The following is a 19,081-nucleotide window of genomic DNA, read 5'->3' as shown; positions in this document are numbered from 1 at the left end:
AGTGATCGCTCTCGTAGAGTCCGGGGCATGACGAGCGAGCACACGGCCTGCGTCACCATGCGCAAGCTCTAGGTACCTGAGACGACGTCGGCCAGCGGGTTGGCGGGGTGGCCGGTCAGGCGAGGGATGGCGTCGCTGACACCGTCCATCTCGCCGTTGGCGATGGCGGTGTAGGTGGAGACCCAGGCGTCGAGCTGCCAGTCCGGGGCGCCGTAGGAGGCGCGGGACCGGTATGCCTCTTCCACACCCTCGGGGTGGTACGTGATGGCACGGCCCGTGGTCCGCGACAGGGTCGCGGCGATTTCGGCGAGGGTGAGCGATTGCGGGCCGGTCAGGTCGTAGGTGGCTCCGGCGTGCTCGGGAGCGTGGAGCAAGACGGCGGTGGCGGCGTCGGCGATGTCGTCCTGCGCGACGACCGCGGCTCGCCCCTGCCCGCCGGGGCCGCGGATGACGCCGTCGTCGCCGACCAGGGCCGGCGTGAAGTCGGCGTAGAGGTTGTCGCGCAGGAAGGTGAAGGCCAGGCCGCTGGCGCGGATGTGCTGTTCGGTGGCCCAGTGGTCGCGGGCCAGCGTGAACGTGGCGTCGGGGGCGGCGCCGTAGAAGGAGATGTACACCAGGTGGTCGACTCCGGCCTCGGCGGCCGCGTCGACGAAGGTGCGGTGCTGCCGGAGGCGGTCGGGGGTTTCCGAGGCCGACACCATCAGGACCCGGTCGACGCCGTCCAGGGCCCGCAGGAGGGCGTCACGGTCGCCGAAACCGCCGCGAGCCGCGGTGGCGCCGGGCAGCCGCGGCGCCCGGTCCAGGTCGCGGACCACCATGGTCTGCGGGCTGCCGGCGGCGGCGAGCCGCCGGGCGACGCGCCCGCCGAGGTTGCCGGTGACACCGGTCACCGCGAGCTTCGCGCCGGCGGTGTGGCTGGACGGGCTGGTCATGTGCGGACCTTTCCGGTCGGGTGCTCTCGGTGACAAGTGTCCTCATGGGCGGCTGGCGATCGCCAGGAGGGTGGCGGCCGGAGCGGCGAGTGAGCGGCCGCGGCGCCACACCGCGCGCAGGCTCCTGACCAGGTTGATCCCGGCCAGCGGCACCTCCACCAGCCGGCCCGTGGCCACCTCCGCCTCCACGGCGTACCCGCTGAGCACCGCGGGCGCCGCCCCGGCCTGGGCGGCGCCCTTGACGGCCGAGTTCGAGCCCAGCTCCAGGCGCGGGCTGGCCCGGTGCAGGCTCTTGAACGCCACGTCCAGCGTCTCCCGGGTGCCCGAGCCGGGTTCGCGGACGACGAGCGGCGTGGCGGCCAGCTCCGCCCCCATCAGCGCGGTACGGCGCCGCGCCCAGGCGTGCCCAGGCGCCACCACGACCACCAGCCGGTCGGTGCCCACCACCCGGCTGGCCAGCCCCTCGGGCACGCTCGGACCCTCGACGAAGCCCAGCTCCACCTCCTCGGCCAGGACCCGGGCGGCGACGTCGGCGGAGTTCACCACGTCGAGGCCGACCTGCACGTCAGGCTCGCGGTTCTGCAGCTCGCCCAGCCAACGCGGCACCAGGTACTCGGCCACCGTCATGCTCGCCGCCACCCGCAGATGGGCCGCCTCGCTGCGCCGTACCGCCTGGGCGGCGCGCATCAACTCCTGGGCGGCGGCCAGCACCTGTGCGGCCCATCCGGCCACCATCTTGCCCTCGGCGGTCAGTGTGGACCCGCGCGGCGTACGCTCCAGCAGCGGCAGGCCCAGGCGGCGCTCCAGGTACGCGATCCGCTTGCTGGCCGACGGCTGGGCGATGCCCGCGACCTTGGCCGCCTGCCCGAGGCTGCCCAGCTCGCCCACGTCGACCAGGAGCTTGAGCGAGTCGAGATCCGGCAGCGTACTCATAGCCCAAGGCTATGACCTACCAGGCAACGCGTGGCTACCGAGCCCTCCCGGCGCTCAGAACACTGGGATCATGAACTTCACCACCCGCGCACCGCATGATCGTCCGCCCGGTGATCGCCTGCGGGACGATCGCCTGCCCGGCGTCGGCGCGGCGGCGCTGGCGGTGGTGTTCGCGCTGGTGGTGAACCGGTTCGTGCCCGTGCTCAGCCCCGCGGCCATCGCCGTGGTGTCGGGCGCGGCGCTGGCGAACCTGGTGGGCGTCGGCGAGCGGCTCAAGCCCGGCCTGCGGTTCGTCGCCAAGCGGGTGCTGCGTATCGCGATCGTGCTGCTCGGCCTGCAGATCGCGGTGCCGCAGGTGCTGGCGCTGGGGTGGCGGACGGTGGCCATCGTGGTGGTGGCGACCGGCGTCACGTTCACCCTCACTCCGCTGATCGGCCGCCGACTCGGCCTCACGCCGGGCGCGTCACTGCTGGTCGCCACCGGTGTCTCGATCTGCGGCGCCGCCGCGATCGCGGCCATGCGCGAAAGCACCGACGGCTCCTCCGACGAGGACGCGGCCGGCGCGCTCAGCGTGGTGGTCCTTTACGGCACCGCCGCCATCGCCGTGGTGCCACTGGCGGCCTCCTGGCTCGGGCTGTCGGCCACTCAGCTGGGGGTGTGGGCCGGGGCGGCGGTGCACGAGGTGGCTCAGGTGGCGGCGATCGGGGCCGCCTCGGGCGTGCTGGCCACCGCCGTCACGGTCAAGCTGGGCCGCGTCATCCTGCTCGCCCCGATCGTCGCCCTGACCTCGTACCGTCGCCGCCATGACCACGCCCGGCCGGACACCAAGCGCCCGCCGGTCATCCCGCTCTTCGTGGCCGGATTCCTGGCCATGGTCGCGCTCCGCAGCGGCGGCCTGGTCCCCGCCGCCGTGACCACCGTGATTCCCCAGCTCACGAACGTTCTCATGGCCGCCGCCCTGTTCGGCCTCGGCACGGGGATCGACGCCCGCGCGCTGATCAAGGACGGGCGGACGCTACTGCTCGGCGCCATGGCCACCGGCTTGATCGGGACCATCTCGCTCGCGGGTGCCATGCTGCTCGTGTGATCACCGGCGGACGTCCTCCTCCGTAACGTGCTTATCCGGAACGAACTTCGTAAAATACACCGTTCCACCAAGCCGTCCTACGAAGGAGCACGAAACCCACATGCGCAGCGCCGCCGACCCCATCCTCCGGCCGTCCGACGAGGTCGCCGAAGCCCTTGCCACCGGCGCTCCGGTCGTGGCCCTGGAGTCCACGATCATCTCGCACGGCCTGCCGCAGCCGCGCAATCTGGCGGTCGCCCGGGAGCTGGAGGACATCGTCAGGGCGGCGGGCGCCGTACCGGCCACGATCGCGGTGCTCGACGGCGTCGCCCGCGTGGGCCTGGACGAGGCGGAGCTCGAACGCATCGCCACCGAGTCGGGCCTGCGCAAGCTGGGCCAGCGCGACCTGCCGGTGGCGGCGGCGCTGAAGGCGAGCGGCGCGACGACCGTGTCGGCCACCTCGTTCCTGGCCGCCCGTGCGGGCATCCGGATCTTCGCCACGGGCGGGCTCGGCGGCGTGCACCGGGGCTGGACTCAGGCGCAGGACGAGTCGGCCGACCTCGACACGCTGGCGCGTACCCGCATCACCGTGGTGTGCGCCGGGGTCAAGTCGATCCTGGACGTGCCCGCGACCCTCCAGCGCCTGGAGACCCGTGGCGTGACCGTGGCGGGATACCGTACGGACACCTTCCCGGGCTTCTACCTGCACTCCTCCGGCGAGCCGATCGACTGGCGGATCGAGTCGGCCGACGAGGCCGCGGCCATCATGCGCGGGCAGGACGCCTTCGGCGGCCAGGAGACCGCGCTGATCGTGGCCAACCCCATCCCGGTGGACCGGCAGCTCGATCCGGCGCTGCACGACCGCGTGCTGAGCGAGGCGCTGGCCGCCGCCGACACCGAGGGCGTGACCGGGCAGAAGATCACCCCGTTCCTGCTCGGCTACCTGGTACGCGGCACCGGCGGCGCCTCCCTGGAGGCGAACCTGGCCGCGGTCCGCGGCAACGTCGCCCTCGCGGCCCAGATCGCGCTCTCCTGGTCCCGAGCGTGAGCGGCGGCGGCCTCCTCGTCATCGGCGACGTCGTCACCGATGTGGTGGCCCTGCACGACACTCCGGTCATGTCGGGCACCGACACGGCCGCCGACATCGTGCTCCGTCCCGGCGGCTCGGGCGCGAACACCGCCTCCTGGGCCGCCCACCTGGGCGCCGACGTACGGCTGCTGGCCCGGCTCGGCTACGACAGCAGCGAGTGGCACACCGCCGAACTGCGCAAGACCGGGGTACGCCCGCACGTACGCGTCGATCCCCACCATCCGACGGCGATCGTGATCGCCATGGTGGACCGGACCGGGGAACGCTCCTTCCTCACCAACCGGGGCGCGGGCGGTCAGATCTCCGCCGAGGACTGGGACGGCTCACTGCTCGACGGCGTGGGCCGGCTGCACCTGTCCGGCTACACGCTCTTCGCGGAGGCGGGGCTGGCGCTGGCCAGGATCGCCATGGCCGAGGCCCGCGCCGCCGGGGTGACCGTCAGCATGGATCCCGCCTCGGCCGGCTTCCTGCGGGAGTTCGGTGTCGCTCGTTTCCTGCGCGAATCCGCCCCCGCCCACCTGATCATCCCCAACCGGGACGAGGCCCTCCTGCTCGCCGGCGCGCAGACGCCCGAGCGGGCCGCCGAGCTCCTCAGCGAGAGGTACGGCACCGCGATCGTCAAGCTGGGACCCCAGGGTGCTCTGGCGGCCTCGGAGGGCACGGTGACGGCGGCGGCAGCGGGGGTTCCAGCCGAGGTCGTCGACTCGACGGGAGCGGGCGACGCGTTCGCTGCGGGATATCTCACAGCGAGGTTGAACGGTGCCGGTGAAGGGCAGTCTTTGGACGCCGGATGCCGGGCCGGAGCCGAGTGCGTGGCCCTGGTGGGCGGTCGGCCACGGTACGGTTTGGAGCTGAACCTTCTTTACCCTATTCACACCGATTGATAGCTTGCCGCGTAGGCTGCACCATGAACCACATGCGTATTGAGTGGCATCACGCGGCTCACTGGGGAGGATAAGGTCCGCCGATGGAAGTCGAGTCATCGATCTGCCTGAGCGACCTGGTCCCTGCCTTGCGCTGGAGCCGTCCCCAGCAAATCGCGGAGGCGCTGGGCGACCCGCGCCTGCCCGCCGGGTGGTGGTCATCGGTCGCTCTGTCGAGGGCGCTCAACACGACCGGACTCGACTGGATCTGCGACCGCCTCGCCCTGCTGGCCTCGGCCCGCTGGGACCACCTCGCCCTGTCGGACGTGCTGCCCGCGCTGACCGTGCACCCCATCGACCCGGCGCTGCCCGGCTGGCCGGAGGCCACCAGGACGGCGATCACCGGCCTGGGGGGCTGGCAGCGGTTGCGCCGCCTGTCGCCCGGCGACCTGAAAACGCCGTCGGCCACGCCCGAAGTGGTGATCGGCTCGGTGTTCCGCGAGGTGCTCAGCCGCATCCCGGTCCAACGCGAACCCGGCCAGCCCGCCGCCCAGCCCGCACCGCCCGCACAGCAGGGTCACCCGGCACAGACCCGGCCGGGCCAGCCCGCCCATCCCGGGCAGGGCCAGCCCGCCGCCCATCCGGGACAGGGCCACCCAGAGGTGACCCGCCCGCTTCAGCGCGGCACGGTCCCCGGCCAGCGCGACGGGGGTCCGGGCCAGAGCCCGGCGCACACCGGCCCGCAGCCGGCCGTGGCCCAGGACAACGGTGGCTCTCCCCGCCAGACCGGCTCCTTTCCCGTCCAGGGGGCCCCGCGATCGGGTTCCTTCCCTGACCAGGGTGGGCCGCAGACCGGCTCCTTCGCCGCTCTGGGCGGGGCCGCCCGCCAGACCGGCTCATTCCCGGCGCAGAACGAGGGCACCCCGTCGCCCACGGCCGGCCGACAGCCCCTGTCCGCTCCACAACCTCAGTCCGGCCCCCAGGCCGCCCGCCAGGACACGAACGCCCCCGGCGCCAATCCCCCCGGCACTGCCCCGCAGGGCGGCCTCTTCCCCGGCACCAGTGCCCCGGGCACTGGACAGCAGGGCGGTGGCCAGCAGAGCGGCGGGTTCCCGAACACCGGCCTCCCGGCCAACGGTCCAGGCACCGGCTCCTTCCCAGCGGTCGGGTCCGCCTCGGGCACTGCACTTCCGGGTGCCAACGTTCCCGGCAACGCGGACCCCGAGCGCACCGGCCCGCACACCGGTCCCCATCCCACCGTCGGCCCGCACACGGGCCCGCACCCCACTGCCACCGGTCCGCACACGGGTCCGCATTCGACCGTCGGCCCGAACACTGGCTCGCACCCCACCAGCGGCCCTCAGGCCGGTACGTCGCCCGCCGGCGGTCAACTGCCGCCCAGTGGCCCGCACACCGACCCCCGGTCCGGTGCCGACCGTCCTGGCGGGACAGCCCAACCGGGCGCCCAGCCGGGTGCTCTCCCGGGCGCCGACCGCCTCCCCGGCGGAACACCCCACACCGGGCCACGCCCCGCCACCGGCCCGCTCGCGGGCACCGGAACGCCCGCGGGCAACGGGTCCGTCAGCGGCACCGGCTCCTTCCCTGCGGTCGGGTCCGTCACAGGCACCGGCTCGTTCCCCGCTGTCGGGCCACTCGCGGGCACCGGAACGCCCTCAGGCAACGGATCATCCACCGGAGCCGGCACGGGATCGCGCCCCGGAGGCGCCTTCCCAGGCGACCTGGGCGCCACGCCCCGCACCCCGAACGCGGACTCCTCCAGCCACACCGGTGACGTCTCTATCCCGGTGACAAACGTTCCGGGTCTCGGCGGCGCGTACGACACACCCGCGCCGGCGACGCCCGCGCCCTCCGAGACCGACCACGCCATGGTCCGGGTCGTCGACAGCCTGTTCCGCAGCCTGGACAAGCTGGCGCTCGCGGTGGCCGTACACCGCCTGTTCGCCGAAGACCCCGTCAGCCTGCGTACGCTCGCCCACAAGATGCTCGTCGACCGCGACGCGCTCTCCCAGGCGCAGCGGACGGCCGAGGAACGCGTGCTGCACTGGCTGCGTTCGTCGGAGTCGGCGCCGGTCACCGGGCACATGTTCCGGCTGACGGAGTGGCTCGGCGCGGCCGCCACGCAGGACCAGCTCATCGGCGCCGACCCGGCGCACCCGGTGATGGTGCCGTCGCTGCGCACTCCGCTCTGGCGCGTCCTCGTGACCCTCATGCCCGACCGCCGCCTCCAGGACGGCTGGCTGGTGGTAGGCGACCTGCACGGCCTGCAGGCCCGTACCAGGCAGCTGCTGGCCGGTCAGCCCGCCGACGCCGACGTGGTGGAGCTGCTCAGCGAGCTTGGCATCCGCGCGCACTCGGCCAAGGCGTGGTTCGACGCGCTGCCGGAGACGTCGGACCCCGTGGCGTCCGCCCCCTCACCGGCCCAGCCGCTCCCCCGCCGTACCCCCGGGGCCAACGGCCACCACCACAGGGGCGGCCAGCCCATCCCCTCGGCCGAGAGCAACGCCATCGACCCGTCGGCGGCCCTCGCCACACTCTCCGCACTGTCGGGCGGCCGGTCCGGCATGCTGCCCCCCACGCTCGCGGGCACTCCGGCCACCCCACCGCCGCCGCTGCCGGGCCCTTCCTCGGACCCGCGCCGCTGGCAGCGCATCGAGGTCACCAACGAACACCTCCGGGGCGGCCCGGTCCCGGTGCCCGAGGGGTACGCCACGCAGCTCGGCATGCGCCCCGGCACCCTCCTGTCGGTGACCGGCCCGGGCGACAACGCGATCGTCCTGGTCTGGCAGGGCCACCAGCCGGTCTTCGACTCCCTCCAGCCGGTCCTCATGCGCCTCAACGCCCGCCCCGGCGACCAGGTGTACGTCACGGTCGACGGCTACCGCCTGGAAGCCCAGCTCACCGGCTGACCACAACCGCCCGGTACGCCGCTTGCCCCGCAGAGGCCAAGCGGTGTGCCGGTCAGTCGTCGGTGAAGAGGCGGATCCGATGGGCCACCGCGGATGCCTCGCCGCGGGAGGCGACGCCCAGTTTGGCCAGGATGTTGGAGACGTGCACGCTCACCGTCTTCACCGAGATGAACAGCTCCCCCGCGATCTCCCGATTGCTGTGCCCCTCGGCCACGTGCCGCAGCACCTCCAGCTCGCGCGCCGTCAGGCCCAACGGCAGCCCGTCGGGCGCCGGCTCGTCGGCCACGGCGACACGACCCCGCCGCGCGAACGCGTCCAGCCGCTCGGCCAACGGCGCCGTACCGAGGCGCTCGGCCAGCTCACAGGCTCTCGCCAGTCTGACCCCCGCCCCCTGCCGATCACCGGCCTCCAGCGCCGCTCGGGCGGCACCCTCCAGGGTCCGGGCTTCGGAGTAGGGCTGCCGTAGCTCCGCCCAAGCCGCCACCGCCGCGTCCCACGCCTTGAGCCGCCAGGACGCGCCATCGAGACCGGCCGCGGGATCAGACTCGGATCCGACGCCCGAGCCAGAACCGGACCCCAGCTCGGACTCGGGCAGCCCCGTCAAGGCCATGAACGTGAGCCGGTGCGCCTCCTGGCAGGCGCCCTCAGCCTCCAGCCGCCCCGCGACCGACCGCAACTCCCCCACAAGGTCCCCGCCCAGCTGCGCGAACGTCACCAGCAGCGGCCAGGCGTAACGCGGGCTGGCCAGCAGATCCTGCTCACGCAGCGTCCGGGCGGCCGCCTCACGCGCCTCGTCCGGGCGCCCTCGCGCCAGCAGGAGCTCGACCTCCCTGCGGGCGTGCGGCAGCACGCTCTGGTCGCGGAAGCGCCCGCGCACCAGCACGCTGCGTGAGGCCGCGAACAACTCCCCGGCCCGATCGACCCGCCCGCGCGCGAGCTCGATCTCGAAGGCCAGCCCCTGCAGGCTGGCCCGGTAAGGCGGCGGCGGCATGAGCTCCAGGGCCTGCTCGATCACCTTCAGCGCCTCGTCCCAACGGCCGAGCGACACCAGCGGCTCCGCCAGGTTGATCGCCAGGAACGTGCCCGAAGTGCGCGCCACGCCATAGCGTTCGGCCTCGGCGATGCCGTCGCGGGCGACCTGCGCGGCGCGTTCGTGTCGGCCGGCGCCCTCCAGCACGTCGGATTCGGAGATGGCGCCGCGCAGCATCGCGTTGTGGGCATCGGCCGTGGCCGCGATGCGGCGTGCTTCGGCGAACCCGTCCAGATAGGTGTCGATGTCGGAGAACTGGCAGCGCGCCCAGGTCAGGCTGATCAGCGCGTGCGCCTCGGTGTTGGCGTCGCCTACCTCGTGGCCGAGCTCCATGGCCAGCTGAGCCGTCGAGATCCTCTCCTGCCAGTCGTCGTAGAGCATGCGTGCCAGGCTCTCCAGCACCTGGGCCCGCAGCCGGCTCGGCTTGTCGGCGGGCACCAGCGACGCCGCCCGGCGCAGGTCGTCGACATGACCGGGCCGGCTGAGGTCGTAACCGGTGAGACCCCGCTGCCGCAGCAGCCTGGCGGCCCTGGCCGGCTCGGCCGTCTCGTCGATCTCGGCGAGCCCGGCGGTGGCCAGGGCGATCGAGCGTTCGTACTCGCCCGCCAGGTGAGCGACCGTGGCCGTCTGCCTGAGCGCTTCGACGTGGTCGGCTCCGATGCGCTCCACGGCGTCGGGCACCTGATCCCACAGCTCCAGCACCCGGGACAGCATCCTGAGCTGCTCGTCATAGGCGGCGGAGCGGCGGGCGGCGGCCGCGGCGTGCCAGGCGCTGATCAACGCCCACGTGGTGTCGTGGGCTGCGTGCCAGTGGTGGGCCAGCTCGATCGCACCGCGCGGGACGGGCAGGATCGACAGGTCGCGCTCCAGCGCCTCGGCGAAGCGCGTGTGCAGGCGGGTGTGCTCGCCCGGCAGCAGGTCGTCGTGGAGCGCCTCGCGGATCAGCGCGTGCCTGAAGGAGTAGCCCTCGCCGTCGACGACCAGCACGTTGCCGGCCACGGCGGGCCGCAACGCGTTGGACAGCGCCACGTCGTCCCGCCCGGCGACGGCGGACAGCAGGTCGTGCTCGATGCGCTGGCCGCCCGCGCTGGCCACGCGCAGCAGCTCCTGGGTGTCGTCGGGCAGCCGCTCGACGCCGGCGAGCAGCAGGTCGCGCAGCGACTCGGGCAGCGCCTCACCGACGCCGGACTCGCTGAGCAGCGCCTCGACGAACAGCGGGTTGCCCTCGCTGCGCGCGTAGATCAGGTCCATGTCAGAGCCGGACGGCTCGCGCTCCAGGATGCTCGCCGCCTGCTCGACGACCTCCTTGCGGGTGAGCCTGCGCAGCTCCAGCCTGGCCACCCAGTCGACGCGGCCCAGCTCGGCCAGCAGCGGGCGCAGCGGGTGGGTGCGGTGCAGCTCGTCGGCGCGGTAGGTGACGACGATCAGCAGCCGTACGCCGGAGCGCTGGTAGCGGACCAGGAACGAGAGCAGGTCGCGGGTGGAGCGGTCGGCCCAGTGGGCGTCCTCGATGACCAGGACGACCGGCCGGTCCTCCGCCAGCCGCTCCAGCAGGCCGAGCAGCTGCTCGAAGAGCCGGGCGCGGGCCTCGGAACCGTCACCGTCGGGCTCGCCGAACTCGGGCAGCAGCCGGGCCAGCCCGCGCGTGGTGCCGCCCGGCACGAGCGCCGCGACGCCGTCGCGGCCGAGCTCGCGCACCAGCCCGCGCAGCACCGCGGTGAAGGGGGCGAACGGCAGGCCCTCGGTGCCGAGCTCCATGCAGCCGCCGACGAGCACCATCGCCTCGCCCGCCCGGTCGGCGAACTCCCTGACCAGGCGCGTCTTGCCGACGCCCGCCTCGCCGCCGACCAGCACGGTGGCCGCCGCACCGGTCCGGGCGCCGGCCAGCGCCCGCTCGAGCGCGCTCAGCTCGCCGGCGCGGCCGACGAAGAGCGGGCTCACCGCGTGGATGCTCACGCCCCAAGAATGCCATCCGGCGGCGACAGAAACGGCCCCGGGCCTGATCAGGCGCTAACGGAGGATCTTTCTGAACATCGTCGCCGACGCCTCGTAGCCCAGCGCGTGGTAGAACTCGGGCGCCCGCCGCGTGGCCATGGCCACGTAACCGGCCTGCCGCGAGCGGGCCCACGCCTCGAACTCCACCAGCAGCGCCCGCCCGATGCCCTGCCGGCGCGACCCGCTCTGCACCATCGCCTCCTCGACCCAGGCGACAGGCCCGTTGGCGAACAGCGTCAGGTGGACGAACCCCAGCAGATAACCGTGCACCCGGCCGCCCACCACGGCCGCGATCAGCATGACGTCGTCATCGCGCAGCAGTTGCGGCAGCGCCGCGTCGAAGGCCTCCCGCTCGGGCCTGAAGGTCAGCCCGAACTCCATCGCCAAGGCGAACAGCTCGTCCGCGTCGGCCTTCTCCGCTCGCCTGATGTGGAGATCGTCTGACGTCATGTCGTACGACCTTAAGTCGTGGCGTGGCCGCCGTCCACTCAGGTCAGCCCGTCAGCCGAGTCATGTCGGCTCGTCAGCCCGTTCAGGGCGGCGGGCCGGCCCGGTCAGGTCAGCTCGTCAGCGCCTTGACGGCCTGTTCTGCGACCTCCTGGGCGCCCTTCATGAGCACGTCCTCGGCGACCGGCTCGGTGTCCTTGCCCTGGGCGAGGATGTCACCGTTCTTGTTGTCGGTGCCGAAGTAGCGGACGTTGATCGTCGTGTTGCCCATCACGATGTAGGCCCAGACGTTCGTGGTGCCTTTGAGGTTCTCGGTGTACATGGCGTGGGTCTCGTCGCCGACGCCGTCCCAGTCCTTCATCTCCCCGTACGTGCTCAGGTATCGCAGGCCGGGGTTGTCCTCCTTGGTTCCCGCCATGTCCTTCATCGAGCCGAAGTTGAACTCGGCGTCATCCCTCGCGGCCGCGACATCGGGCCAGACGTTGACGGCCAGGTGGATGGTCCGCGATTCCAGGGTGCCGTTCTTGATGTTCTTGGCCGTCTGAGTCCACTCGCAGCCCTTGCGCAGCGCTCCGTACCCGTCCTTCTGGACGCCCGGCGCGGACTGCGACTTGGGCGCGAGCCGCGTCGTCAGGCTCGCGGGCAGCAGGTCGCACACCTCCGGCACCGCTTTCAGCGGCGGGAAGGTGGAGGTGGCCGCGGGCGTCTCGGCCGGACCCGACGAAGCCGCCTCCGAAGGCAGTCCGGACGACGAAGGCAGCGACGAGGGAAGGGTCGACGGCAGCGTGGACGGCAGGTCGGAGGGCAGCGTGGAGGGCAGGTCGAACGAGGGCGACGGCAGCGCGACCGGAGGCGCCTCCTGGCCGACGTTGCGTACCGCGATGAGCGCCCCGCCCAGCACCGCCACCGCCGCGGCGCCCGCCAGCACGCCCTTGGCCCAGCCGGGCGCCTTCGGCGAGACGGGCCGCTCGCCACCGCCGTCCGGCCAGTACGAGGCCGGCGGAACGGGCGGTGCCTGCGGTGCCTGCGGGCCCTGGATCATGGTCACCCCTCATCGCGGCGGATCATTACGAATGGGATGCTGTTGCCGCGTCCGGGATGGAAATATAGCGAACCGAAAGTCAGCCCACTATGGTCTCCAACGTGCCTGGTCTGGGAGATTCCAAAATCGCAGGCCGCTATCGAGTGCTACGGGCGCTCGGTCAGGGTGGCATGGGCACCATCTGGCTGGCTCACGACGAGCTGCTCGACCGCCAGGTCGCCATCAAGGAAGTACTGCTCCCGCAGTCTCTCGCCCCGGCCGAACGCGCGGAGGCGCTTCAGCGGGCCATGCGCGAGGCGATGGCGGCCGCCCAGCTGCGGCATCCGGGCATCATCACCATTCACGACGTACTGTCCGAGGACGGACGGCCGTGGATCGTCATGGAGCTGCTCCGAGGCCGTGACCTCAAGGACGCGGTGGCCGCCGAGGGCCCGTGGTCGCCGGAGCGGACGGCGGCGATCGGGTTACGGGTGCTGGAGGCGCTGTCCGTCGCCCACGCCCACGGCATCCAACATCGCGACGTCAAGCCCGCCAACGTGTTCCTGACCGACGACGGCCGGGTGGTGCTGACCGACTTCGGCATCGCCAGGCTGGAGGACCAGGCGACGATCACCGAGTCCGGGCTGCTGATCGGATCGCCCGGGTTCATCGCCCCCGAGCGGCTGCGCGGCGAGCGCGGCGGGCCCGAGTCTGACCTGTGGTCGCTGGCCGCCACGCTGTACGCGGCCGTGGAGGGCCAGGCTCCGTACGTCGGCACCTCCCCCATGTCGGTGCTGCGTGACGCCCTGACCCTGCCGCCCCGGCCGCCCCAGCGCGCCGGGAACCTGGGGCCGGTGCTGATGATGATGCTGGCCCGCGACCCGTACCAGAGACCCGCCCCGCAGGCGGCCGAGCAGCTGCTGCGGCGGGTCGCGGAGGGCGGCCCCGCGATAGCGGTCACGCAGCCGATGGCCGGGCGCGCGAACCGGCTGCCGCTCATCGTCGGCGGCGCGGTGGTCGCGGCGGCGGTGGTGGCGGGTACGGTGGCGTTCGTGGCCCTGCGGCCCGCGGACACCCCCGCGACTCCCGTGGCGGAGACCGTGACGCAGGCGACGCGCACCACCTCCGCCGTTCCCACCCCCACCCAGAAACCGACGAAGGAACCCGAGCCGGCGAAGACCCCCAAGTTCACCACCGCCGTCAACCTGTGCACGCTGCTCACCCCCACGCAGGTCGCCAAGCTCGTGCCCGGCGCGGGCAAGGGCAAGCGCGACGGCGACATGTGCGAGTGGACCACCCGTGGCAAGGGACTGTCGGTCGAGGTGCTGGCCATCATCGGCGGGCCCGAGAGGTGGAGCACAGTCCCGGAAGACGCCGAGGAGGACTACATCGGCCGGCGCAACGGCGCCCGCGAGGGAGCGGAGATCACGTGGACCTGGCCAGAGGTCGGCATCACCAAGGGGATCAAACAGCAGCGCCGCCACGTCGAGGACATCGACGGCATCGGCGATGAGGCGTACGGCTACGAGCTCGTCAGTCCCAAGGGCAACGCCGAGAACATCACCGTGGTCTTCCGGCTCAGCAACGTGAACGTCCAGATCGGCTACGTCAACGTCAACAAGATCGGCGACAACGCCGCCCTGCGCAAGGGGGCACGCGACGCCGCGCGATGGCTGGCCGAGGCATTGAACCGCCAGGAGTGAGGCAATGAACCAACCGCGACTCGTGGGCGGCCGCTACCAGCTGCTCGAACAGCTCGGCCGCGGCGGCATGGGCATCGTCTGGCGCGCGCAGGACACCATGATCGGCCGCGAGGTGGCGGTGAAGCAGGTGCTGCTCCCGCCGAACCTCTCCCCCGCCGACCAGGCCGCGCTGCGCCACCGTACGCTGCACGAGGCCCGCGCGGCGGCCGGGATCCGGCACCCCGCGGTGGTCGGCATCCACGACGTGATCGACGACGGCGGCCAGCTGTGGATCATCATGGAGCTGGTCCGGGGGCGCTCGCTCGACCAGGTCGTCAAGACCGGCGGGCCGATGGGGGCGCCGTGGGCGGCCTCGATCGGGCTGTTCGTGCTGTCGGCGCTGGCCTCGGCGCACACGCGCGGCCTGCTCCACCGCGACGTCAAGCCGGGCAACGTGCTGCTCGCCGACGACGGCCGCATCCTGCTGTCCGACTTCGGCATCGCCGCCCCGACGGGTGCGCCCTCTCAAGCGGGCGGGCAGGGCGGCGTGCCGGTGGGCACGGCGGGGTTCACCGCGCCCGAATGCCTCACCGAGAGCATCGCGCCGGGCCCGCCGTCCGACCTGTTCTCGCTCGGCGCGACGATCTACACGGCGGTGGAGGGCGTGCCGCCGTTCCAGCGCAACACCGCGATGGCCACGCTCGGCGCGGTGATGACCGAGGCGCCCAGGCCGGCGCAGCGAGCGGGCACGCTCACCCCGCTCCTGCTCGGCCTGCTGGCCAAGGACCCCGCCCACCGGCCGGACGTGCGCACGCTGCGGCGGGGGCTGGAGCAGGCGGCGGGCCACGCGGTGCCCACCGTCAGGACGCCCGCGCCCGCGTGGGTGGTCTCGCGCACGGCCGCGTACGGCTCGGCGGCGGTCGTGGTCGTGGCGTTCGTCGTCGCGGTCACGCTCATCCTGACCATGGGGTCGTCCGCCGCGCCGCCGCAGGCCACGCCGTCGGCGGCGGCACGGACCACGAAACCGGCGCCGAGCGAGGCCGCCCCGACGAGCGCGGCGCCCACGGCCTCGGCTTCCGCCAATCCCTCGCCCGCGGTCACACTGCCGGCCGGTAAGTTCTCCAAGGTCCCCCGGCCCTGCCAGCTGCTCACCAGGGCGCAGGCCACCCAGCTCGTCGGCGCGTTCATCACCTCCTCGACCGACCCGACGTTCCGGTGCGCGTGGTCCACCGCGGGCCTCCCATCGGGGGGCAAGCAGCTGAGCGTCTTCCTGACGCTCTGGCTCTACGCGCCGCAGGGCGACGGCTACGAGACCACGCTCGCGCAGGAGCACGTCGCGGGGGCGCGGAAGGAAGCCGAGGACAAGGCGGGCAGGGGCGGCTCGGGCGAGAAGCAGGGCGAGGTCTTCGAGATCCCCGGCGCGGGCGAGGAGGCCATCGCATACGAGATCTCCCGGGTGAAGTTCGGCAACAAGGCGGAGGCCGAGGTACACGTGCTCTTCCGCACCGGCAACATGGTGGGCGAGTTCCGCTTCGTGCACGACGTGGCCAAGGACGCCACGCTGCGGGACAAGGCCGCGCGGGCGGCCAAGTTCCTGGCCGCGAACCTCGACGCCAAGGCCTCCTGACCATGCGCGTGATCGCCGGACGCTACCAGCTGCTCGCCCCGCTCGGGGCGGGCGGCGCGGGCACGGTGTGGCGGGCGCGTGACGAGCTGCTGCACCGCGAGGTCGCGGTCAAGGAGGTACGCCTGCCGCCCGGCCAGGACCAGCAGCGGGCCCTGATCGACACGCTGCGCGAGGCCAGGGCGGCGGCGGCGCTGAACCACCCGTCGATCATCACCGTGCACGACGTGATCTCCGAGGGCGGCCAGCCCTGGATCATCATGGACCTGCTCGCGGGCACCTCGCTGGGCGAGCTGGTCAGGACGCGCGGCCCGCTGCCGCCCGGCCACGTCGCCACGATCGGCCTGCGCGTGCTCGACGCGCTGGAGGCCGCCCACCACCGCGGCATCCTGCACAGGGACGTGAAGCCCGGAAACGTGATGATCACCGATGTCGGCGAGGTCGTGCTGACCGACTTCGGCATCGCCGCGCACACGGGCGACGTCCCCGGCGCGGGTACGGCCGCCGCCGCGGCGCAGGCCGGCGGCGTCGCGGGCTCCCCCGGCTACATCGCGCCCGAACACCTGCGCGGCGAGCCCGCGGGCCCGATGGCCGACCTGTGGTCGCTCGGCGCCACCCTGTACCTGGCCGCGGAGGGCCGGGCGCCGTTCGAGCGCGACTCGGCGATGGCGATCGTCGCGGCCGTGCTCACTCTGCCGCCACCGCCGCCCGTCAACGCGGGCCCGCTGGGCGGCCTGCTCCTGGCGATGCTCGACCGCAACCCCGCCGCCCGTCCGCACCCTCGGGCCATCAGGGCGCACCTGGAGTCGCTGGCGGTCCCGCTGCCCATCCGGCCGCGCGAGACCGCGCCCGCCACGATCCCGGTCCGGACGGGGTCGCGCCGCCGTACACCGCTCGTGCTGGGCGGTCTGGCAGTGGGTACGGCCGTAGCGGTCACGGCGGTCGTACTCGTCAACAGCTCCGGAGGCTCTCCCACCATCACGGCGCCGGCCACTCCGGTCGCCCAGCCCGCCTCGACCACGGCGCCCCAGACCCCGGCACCCTCTCCGACCACGGCGCCCCCGACCGCACCGGCCAGGGGCGACGGCCAGTTCGGTCAGCCGCCGAAGGCGTGCTCCCTGCTCACCGACGACCAGGCGCAGACCGTCCTGCCCGGCTCCCACTCCCGGCAGCCCGCCCTCTACGACGAGAGCGAATGTTACTGGTCGGTCGGCACCATCGGGCTCATCGAGCGCCCGTCCATCAACCTCAAGGTCAAGTACTCCGGCACGGTCAAGGCCGCCGAAAACGCCTTCACCCAGACCGTACGGTCCCGCGACAGCAAGGCGGGCAGCCAGCAGACGGTGACGACCTCGCGCACCAGGACGGTGCGCGCGGGCGACGAGGCCGCCGCCCAGGACACCGAGGCCGGCATCACCCACACCTCGACGACCACCATATGGATGCGGGTCAGCAATGTGATCATCCAGGTGGAGGCCAGCAATCCGAAGCGAACGAAGGTGACCCCCCAACTCCGGGACACCGCTCTCAAGACCGCCCGCGCGGTGGCCGACACCCTCCAGAAGGCGCGATGAACCAGCAAAATGACTTCCCCACCGCGGCCGTGCCGCGCACCGCTCCCACCCAGCAGTCCCGCTCCGGGCTGCGGGTGACGCCGGCGATCCTGAGCGGGGCGGCGGCCGTGGTCGTGCTCATGCTGTTCACCGTCCTGTTCCTGCTCACCCGGCAGCCCGACAAGCCGGAGGCCGTGGCCGTACCCGTCAAGACCACGCGGGCGGCCGAGCCCTCAGCCAGTCAGCCCTCACCCAGCGAGCAGGCCACCACGAGCGAGCCCGCGCCGACCGGGGCCGCCACGTTCACCAAGACCGTCGACCCCTGTACGGTCACGGACGAGGACCTGGTCAAGAAGCTGACGTTGTTCCCGGACAAGACGCAGATCAAGGCCGAGGAGTGCGAGTGGTCGACGCTCGCGCCCGGGTCGGGGATGCCGGGCAACATGCAGTTCCGGCTCCAGGTGTACGTGAAGGTCTTCCCGGGTGACGTGGCGGCGGCGCACGAGCAGTTCGTCGCGCAGCGGCAGGAGGCCGTACTCCTCGCCAAGACCTCCACCCCCGCCGAGCCGCCCATCGGCGACGCCTCCTGGACCACCCTCTACACGCTGCCCGGCGACACGGGCAAGGGGCCGACCATCGCGACCGCCGGCGTCCGGGTCAGCAACGCGGTGATCCAGGTGACCTACCAGCGGCACGTCACCGAGGATCCGGCGGGCCGGCTGACCAAGGGCGCCCTGGACGTGGCCAGATCGGTCGCCGAGAAGCTCGGCACGTCGAACTAGAGGTCACCCAGGCCGAGCTGGCGGGCGATCAGCATGCGCTGCACCTCGCTGGTGCCCTCGCCGATCTCCAGGATCTTGGCGTCGCGGTAGAAGCGGCCCACCGGGAACTCGTTCATGAACCCGTAGCCGCCGAAGACCTGGGTGGCGTCGCGGGAGTTGTCCATGGCGGCGTTGGAGGAGACGAGCTTGGCGATCGCCGCCTCCTTCTTGAACGGCACCCCGGCCAGCATCTTCTCGGCCGCGTGGTAGTAGGCCAGGCGGGCGGTGTGCGTACGGGCCTCCATGTCGGCGATCTTGAACTGGATGGCCTGGTAGTGGCCGATCGGGTGACCGAACGCGCGTCTGTCCCTGACGTAGCGCAGGCATTCGTCCACGCAGCCCTGGGCCAGGCCGACGCCGAGGGCGGCGATGGCGATGCGGCCCTCGTCCAGCGTCTGCAGGAACTGGGCGTAGCCGCGGCCGCGCTCGCCGAGCAGGTTCGCGGCGGGGACGCGGCAGTCGGAGAAGGACAGCTCCCTGGTGTCGGAGGCGTTCCAGCCGACCTTGGAATACTTCTTCGAGACCGTGAATCCGGGCGTCCCGGACGGCACGAGGATGGTGGAGATCTCCCGCTCGCCGGTCAGCGCGGCGACGCCGACCACGCCGGTGATGTCCGTGCCCGAGTTGGTGATGAACGCCTTGGTGCCGTTGATCACCCACTCGGCGCCGTCGAGCGTGGCCGTGGTGCGCATGCCGCCGGGCACGTCGGAGCCGCCGCCGGGCTCCGTCAGGCCGAACGCGCCGAGGGTCTCGCCCGCCGCCATCGCCGGCAGCCAGGTCGCCCGCTGCTCGGGCGTACCGAATCGGTAGATCGGCATGGCGCCCAGCGACACCGCGGCCTCCAGCGTGATCGCCACGCTGGAGTCGGCGCGCGCCAGCTCCTCCAGGGCCAGGCAGAGCGCGAAGTAGTCGCCGCCCATGCCGCCGTACTCCTCGGGGAAGGGCAGGCCGAACAGGCCCATCGCGCCCATCCGGCGCACGATGTCGTACGGGAACTCCTCCCGCTCGTAGTAGTCGCCGATCACCGGCGCCACCACGTCGCGGGCGAACGCCTCGACGGTCTTGCGCAGCTCTTCGTACTCGTCGGTCAGCATGGC

The 19,081-nt window shown here is 72.8% G+C and carries 14 protein-coding genes; 8 read left to right on the top strand and 6 right to left on the bottom strand.

Annotation, left to right across the window (positions count from 1 at the left end; translation table 11 throughout):
* Positions 1–68: 68 nt before the first annotated feature.
* Together ACQP2T_RS20445 and ACQP2T_RS20440 are read right to left on the bottom strand one after the other, a co-directional pair.
* Positions 69–932, bottom strand: a complete 864-nt coding sequence (locus tag ACQP2T_RS20445; protein ID WP_433517702.1) for an SDR family oxidoreductase — start codon at positions 930–932, stop codon at positions 69–71.
* A 42-nt stretch (positions 933–974) separates the two neighbouring features.
* Positions 975–1,865, bottom strand: a complete 891-nt coding sequence (locus tag ACQP2T_RS20440) for a LysR substrate-binding domain-containing protein (RefSeq protein ID WP_433517701.1) — start codon at positions 1,863–1,865, stop codon at positions 975–977.
* A 70-nt stretch (positions 1,866–1,935) separates the two neighbouring features.
* Here ACQP2T_RS20440 and ACQP2T_RS20435 point away from each other — a divergent pair, with 70 nt between their 5' ends.
* The 4 genes from ACQP2T_RS20435 (at position 1,936) to ACQP2T_RS20420 (ending at position 7,811) form a co-directional block, all read left to right on the top strand.
* On the top strand, positions 1,936–2,952 hold the full coding sequence (locus tag ACQP2T_RS20435) for a YeiH family protein (protein WP_433517700.1): 1,017 nt from the start codon (positions 1,936–1,938) through the stop codon (positions 2,950–2,952).
* Between the two features lie 100 nt (positions 2,953–3,052).
* Positions 3,053–3,979, top strand: a complete 927-nt coding sequence (locus ACQP2T_RS20430; RefSeq protein WP_433517699.1) for a pseudouridine-5'-phosphate glycosidase — start codon at positions 3,053–3,055, stop codon at positions 3,977–3,979.
* The gene (locus ACQP2T_RS20425) at positions 3,976–4,905 is read left to right on the top strand and encodes a carbohydrate kinase family protein (RefSeq protein ID WP_433517698.1); all 930 of its coding nucleotides are present in this window, start codon (positions 3,976–3,978) and stop codon (positions 4,903–4,905) included. The genes ACQP2T_RS20430 and ACQP2T_RS20425 overlap by 4 nt, the downstream gene beginning before the upstream one ends.
* An 83-nt stretch (positions 4,906–4,988) precedes the next feature.
* A complete protein-coding gene (locus tag ACQP2T_RS20420) occupies positions 4,989–7,811 on the top strand; it encodes a hypothetical protein (RefSeq protein ID WP_433517697.1) in 2,823 nt (940 codons plus the stop codon).
* A gap of 52 nt (positions 7,812–7,863) precedes the next feature.
* On the opposite strand, the gene ACQP2T_RS20415 is transcribed toward ACQP2T_RS20420, so the two are convergent.
* The 3 genes from ACQP2T_RS20415 to ACQP2T_RS20405 form a co-directional block, all read right to left on the bottom strand.
* Positions 7,864–10,797, bottom strand: coding sequence for a helix-turn-helix transcriptional regulator (locus tag ACQP2T_RS20415; protein WP_433517696.1), 2,934 nt, complete (start codon positions 10,795–10,797; stop codon positions 7,864–7,866).
* A 54-nt stretch (positions 10,798–10,851) separates the two neighbouring features.
* Positions 10,852–11,286 (bottom strand): GNAT family N-acetyltransferase, encoded by a 435-nt coding sequence (locus ACQP2T_RS20410; protein WP_225289643.1) that lies wholly within the window; start codon positions 11,284–11,286, stop codon positions 10,852–10,854.
* A gap of 109 nt (positions 11,287–11,395) precedes the next feature.
* Positions 11,396–12,331, bottom strand: coding sequence for a hypothetical protein (locus tag ACQP2T_RS20405; RefSeq protein WP_433517695.1), 936 nt, complete (start codon positions 12,329–12,331; stop codon positions 11,396–11,398).
* Positions 12,332–12,495: 164 nt separating this feature from the next.
* Here ACQP2T_RS20405 and ACQP2T_RS20400 point away from each other — a divergent pair, with 164 nt between their 5' ends.
* The 4 genes from ACQP2T_RS20400 to ACQP2T_RS20385 are packed head-to-tail and all read left to right on the top strand — an operon-like array spanning position 12,496 to position 17,945.
* Positions 12,496–14,007 carry a serine/threonine-protein kinase gene (locus ACQP2T_RS20400; protein WP_433517694.1) on the top strand — a complete coding sequence of 504 codons (1,512 nt, stop codon included), beginning with the start codon at positions 12,496–12,498 and terminating at the stop codon, positions 14,005–14,007.
* A gap of 4 nt (positions 14,008–14,011) precedes the next feature.
* On the top strand, positions 14,012–15,613 hold the full coding sequence (locus ACQP2T_RS20395) for a serine/threonine-protein kinase (protein ID WP_433517693.1): 1,602 nt from the start codon (positions 14,012–14,014) through the stop codon (positions 15,611–15,613).
* Between the two features lie 2 nt (positions 15,614–15,615).
* A complete protein-coding gene (locus ACQP2T_RS20390) occupies positions 15,616–17,184 on the top strand; it encodes a serine/threonine-protein kinase (protein WP_433517692.1) in 1,569 nt (522 codons plus the stop codon).
* The gene (locus tag ACQP2T_RS20385; protein WP_433517691.1) at positions 17,181–17,945 is read left to right on the top strand and encodes a hypothetical protein; all 765 of its coding nucleotides are present in this window, start codon (positions 17,181–17,183) and stop codon (positions 17,943–17,945) included. Before ACQP2T_RS20390 ends, ACQP2T_RS20385 begins: the two co-directional genes overlap by 4 nt.
* Here ACQP2T_RS20385 and ACQP2T_RS20380 read toward each other — a convergent pair.
* Complete coding sequence (locus ACQP2T_RS20380; protein WP_433517690.1) at positions 17,942–19,078, bottom strand: acyl-CoA dehydrogenase family protein; 1,137 nt, start codon at positions 19,076–19,078, stop codon at positions 17,942–17,944. The two genes, ACQP2T_RS20385 and ACQP2T_RS20380, sit on opposite strands and share 4 nt — an antisense overlap.
* Between the last annotated feature and the right edge of the window lie 3 nt (positions 19,079–19,081).

This window comes from Nonomuraea sp. CA-143628, from assembly GCF_050942315.1.
Classification (GTDB): Bacteria; Actinomycetota; Actinomycetes; order Streptosporangiales; family Streptosporangiaceae; genus Nonomuraea.
This window is presented reverse-complemented; position numbering and strand designations above follow the sequence as displayed.